This window comes from Candidatus Desulfolinea nitratireducens (genome assembly GCF_982879505.1).
In genome coordinates this window covers 1,614-5,833 of sequence record NZ_CEYOSI010000096.1, presented here as the reverse complement: position 1 = coordinate 5,833, position 4,220 = coordinate 1,614, and the positions used below count along the sequence as shown (strand labels likewise).

General features: G+C 53.7%; 4 protein-coding genes. 3 read left to right on the top strand and 1 reads right to left on the bottom strand.

The annotated features are described in order from the left end of the window. Nucleotides 1–437 (bottom strand): Maf family protein (locus tag AC3DOM_RS09850; protein WP_487918873.1); only part of this gene is annotated, 437 nt, incomplete at its 3' end. A gap of 107 nt (nt 438–544) precedes the next feature. Here AC3DOM_RS09850 and xpt point away from each other — a divergent pair. The 3 genes from xpt to AC3DOM_RS09835 all read left to right on the top strand — a co-directional run bounded on the left by xpt (nt 545) and on the right by AC3DOM_RS09835 (nt 3,875). Then, nucleotides 545–1,117 (top strand): xanthine phosphoribosyltransferase, encoded by a 573-nt coding sequence (gene xpt / locus AC3DOM_RS09845; protein ID WP_487918872.1) that lies wholly within the window; start codon nt 545–547, stop codon nt 1,115–1,117. Nucleotides 1,118–1,160: 43 nt separating this feature from the next. Further along, nucleotides 1,161–2,696 carry a glutamine-hydrolyzing GMP synthase gene (guaA, locus tag AC3DOM_RS09840; RefSeq protein WP_487918871.1) on the top strand — a complete coding sequence of 512 codons (1,536 nt, stop codon included), beginning with the start codon at nt 1,161–1,163 and terminating at the stop codon, nt 2,694–2,696. Nucleotides 2,697–3,188: 492 nt separating this feature from the next. Further along, nucleotides 3,189–3,875 carry an esterase/lipase family protein gene (locus AC3DOM_RS09835; protein WP_487918870.1) on the top strand — a complete coding sequence of 229 codons (687 nt, stop codon included), beginning with the start codon at nt 3,189–3,191 and terminating at the stop codon, nt 3,873–3,875. Nucleotides 3,876–4,220 lie beyond the last annotated feature (345 nt).

The following is a 4,220-nucleotide window of genomic DNA, read 5'->3' as shown; positions in this document are numbered from 1 at the left end:
CTAATGCATAAGTCGGTTTCCAGCATCCCACCTTCTGGATGATAGATCGCGATCGCGGTGTAGACCTGATGCGTACGTCCGCGCAGTTGCCGGAGCATTGCTTCCGCTTCGCGCGCATCCCGAGGCTTGCCGAGGATTTGATCAGCATCCACCACAGCTGTATCTGAGCCGATCACAATGCCCTCACCCCCTGCCCTCTCCCTGAGGGAGAGGGAGCTTGTACCTTCCTCCCCAGGGGGAAGGCCAGGATGGGGGACAGCCCGCGCCTTGGCTTCTGCCAAGCGCAGGACATAATTGGCAGGGCTTTCATCGGGCAGAATGCTCTCGTCTACATCAGCAGATGTGACATCGAAACCTAAACCAGTACAGGAAAGTAATTCACGTCGGCGCGGAGATTGCGACGCCAATAGTATTAAATGGCTTTCTTTTTTTATCACGAGGCGGATTCTAACACAAGAGCCGATTCACGTTGTACAATGGTACGAAAGTTGTCTAGTTGTGCTAATTCATATGTTGATTCGCTAAACCGCCCAAGGAGATCCTTTTGAACACCCTGAAAGAACGTATTCTGCAAGATGGTAAAAACCTCGGCAATGGCATCCTCAAAGTAGATGGATTCGTTAATCATCAAGTGGATGCCGTCTTAATGGATGAGGCAGGCAGATTATTTGCCGAGCTCTTCAATGACGTTGAAGCGACAAAAATTCTGACCGCCGAAATCTCCGGGATCGCTCCGGCAGTGATGGCAGGCAAATATATGAGGTTGCCCGTCGTTTATGCCAGAAAAAGCAAACCGATCACCATGCCCGATCAGGTTTTTCTGACCCTCGCTCCCTCACATACCAAAGGCCGCACGGTTGAGTTGATCGTCTCCCCTGAATATCTCACCAACGGAGAACGCGTCCTGATCATCGACGATTTTCTTGCCAGCGGCGCGACCATCCTCGGGTTGGTTCGCCTGACTGAGATCGCAGGTGCAAAGGTTGTCGGCGTGGGCGCGTTGATCGAAAAGGGCTTTGAGGGCGGGCGTGAGACGCTTGAAAAACTGGGCTTCCTTGTCAAATCGCTGGCCTGCATCGCTTCGATGGATGGTGACAAGATCGTTTTTTCTGACTAGTTTTTCGTTAGGGCGACCGTCCGGTCGCCCCTATATTAAACCCATGAACTCAATCGTCATCCTCGATTTCGGCTCACAATACGCCCAACTGATCGCACGCCGTGTGCGAGAAAATCACGTCTACTGCGAATTATTCCCCTGGGACGCGCCAGAATCTCAGGTTCTCGCGCTCAAGCCCCAGGGTTTTATCCTCTCTGGCGGGCCTGCCTCCGTTTATGCGGATGGCGCGCCGCAAGCTCCTGCATATATTTTGGATTCAGGAATCCCGATTCTCGGCATCTGCTATGGGATGCAAGCCCTGACCGTTGCCCTTGGCGGGCAGGTGGATCCATCCACTGAGCGCGAATATGGTCACGCCGAGATCGAAGCCCTGATACCGGGGACGATGCTGGATGTGCTCTCCACAGTCTGGATGTCACACGGGGATCGAATCACAAAGTTGCCGGAGGGTTTCGTCGCGCTGGCAAAATCGGGGAACAGCCCCTACGCCGCAATGGGCGATTTTGAGCGCAAATATTTCGGGGTGCAATTCCACCCTGAAGTGCATCACACCCCAAATGGGTCCGAGATCCTGAAACATTTTGCCGTGGATATTTGCGGGGCAAAAGCTGATTGGACGCCGGATAATATCATCGAGGCCAGCGTGGAGGCAATTCGCAAACAGGTTGGGGATGAGCGCGTTCTCGCGGCTGTCAGCGGGGGCGTGGATTCATCGGTCGCGGCGGCGTTGGTGCATAAGGCGGTTGGGGAGCAACTCGTCGCCGTTTATGTGGATACGGGACTGATGCGCAAAAATGAATCGGAGGAGGTTATTTCCGCTTTTCGTGAGCATCTTGGCGCGGAATTGGTCGCTGTGGATGCAGCTGATGATTTTCTGGGGGCGTTGGCGGGGGAGAGCGACCCTGAGAAAAAACGCCGGATCGTGGGGGAGAAATTTATCCGGATTTTTGAAGAGCAGGCAAAATCTGTGGGGCAACCCCGCTTTCTGGTGCAGGGGACGATTTACCCTGATGTGGTCGAATCCTCTGCGCCAGATCGGGATAAGGCGGCGAAGATCAAGAGTCATCATAATGTGGGGGGCTTACCGGAAGATATGCAATTTGAGCTGGTTGAGCCTTTGCGCTACCTTTTCAAAGACGAGGTGCGCGCAGTCGGGGAGGCGCTGGGGCTGCCGGAGAAGCTGGTTTGGCGGCAGCCATTTCCGGGTCCGGGATTGACCGTGAGATGCCTGGGAGCGGTGTCCCCTGATCGGGTGAAACGCTTAAGAGCGGCGGACGCGATCCTGCTGGAGGAGCTATCCAATATAGGCATGTTGGGTAAAGGCGCGGCGACATCCCAGGCTTTCGCGGTGCTGCTGAATGTGCGATCGGTGGGGGTGATGGGCGATCAGCGGACGTATCAGGAGGCGATTGCGATCCGGGCCGTGACGACGGATGATTTTATGACCGCCGGGTGGACGCAACTCCCGCATGAGGCGTTGGCGAAGATCTCGAGCCGGATCGTGAACGAGGTGGAGGGGATCAACCGGGTGGTGTATGATATTACGTCGAAGCCGCCCGCGACGATCGAGTGGGAGTGAATGTTAAAAGAACCGTCCTCCTGCACGGACTCGGGAGGGCCTCCCTTTCGATGGCATATCTGGCTAATCGGCTTCAAAGGGCTGGTTCCCAGCCAGCGATGCAGAGAGCAAAGTGCTCTCGGGGTGAGTAACAAAAGGAACTGCCGCACGTGTTCGGCGGGATAAATCCCTGCCTTAGTTCATGGAAGCCCTGCGGGCTGGGTGCTTTTAGCCCCGTAGGGGCTTTCACGAATTGAGGAAGGACTTCAGTCCGCACCGAAAAAAGAAGCGAAAACTAATGAAGAACAAAACCCTCCCCGCAGGCTGGTTCCCCGCCAGCGATGCAGAAAGCAAAGCGCTCTGGGATGAACGACAAATAGAATTGCACCTATCCGCCCGTAGGTAAACCCCGCGGGCTATGAGCTAAAGGACGATGCCTTAAAGGATGCTTCGCGAAATCGCCCTTGTTTGCCAGCCCCCTGCGAATAGCGTGAAAAATGTACTCTAACGACTATGACAGCATTTGAATATAAAGAAAAGCGATCGGCCAATGTTGCGTTATTGCACGGACTCGGCAGAGCCTCCCTTTCGATGGCATATCTGGCAAATCGGCTTCAAAGGGCTGGTTATTCGCCTTGCAATATCTCGTACCCATCGCACAAACACCCAGTTAAAAAGCTCGCAATGGATTTTGTCCTTCCAGCGATTGAACAATGTTTTAGGTATGGGTCCGAACCGATCCATTTCGTAACACACTCTCTGGGCGGGATCATCGTCCGTCAGTTGGCGGCTTCGAAGGCAAATATTAAAATCGGGCGCGTTGTGATGTTGGCCCCACCAAACGGTGGGAGCGAAGTGGTAGATACCTTGAGCAAATGGCCTTTCTTCGGTGCAGTGAACGGTCCGGCCGGGAAAGAGTTAGGGACGTCCGAAAATGATCTTCCAAGGTCTTTGGGTCCCGCGCCATTTGAGGTTGGCATTATCGCAGGGAATCGGACGATCAATCCGCTTTTATCAAAGATGATCGAGGGCGAAAACGACGGGAGGATGTCCATAGAAAACACAAAACTGGAGGGCATGGCAGCTTTTCTGGTTCTGCCTGTCAGTCATCCATTGATCATGTTAGACAGAAGGGTAGCGGAGCAAACAATTCATTTTTTGGAGCATGGTCTATTTCAGAAATCGCCGTCCGCATCGTGAATGAGGTGGAGTAGGTGCTTAGAAAAGCTTCACCACAGAGCCGTTGCTAATTCCGTTATGCCGTTACACAGTTTTGTTTTGCCGTTACACAGTTTCGTTTTGCCGTTGCCCAGTTCCGTTTTGCCGTTGCCAGTTCCGTTTTGCCGTTGCCCAGTTCCGTTTTGCCGTTGCCAGTTCCGTTATGCCGTTGCACAGTTTTGTTTTGCCGTTGCCAGTTCCGTTATGCCGTTACACAGTTTTGTTTTGCCGTTGCCCAGTTTTGTTTTGCCGTTGCCAGTTCCGTTTTGCCATTGCCAGTTCCGTTTTGCCGTTGCCCAGTTCCGTTTTGCCGTTGCCAGTTCCGTT

What these genes read in the sequence shown, in the direction of transcription:
- guaA (WP_487918871.1), top strand. Translation starts at nt 1,161, where the DNA reads ATGAACTCAATCGTCATCCTCGATTTCGGCTCACAATACGCCCAACTG.
- AC3DOM_RS09835 (WP_487918870.1), top strand. Translation starts at nt 3,189, where the DNA reads ATGACAGCATTTGAATATAAAGAAAAGCGATCGGCCAATGTTGCGTTA.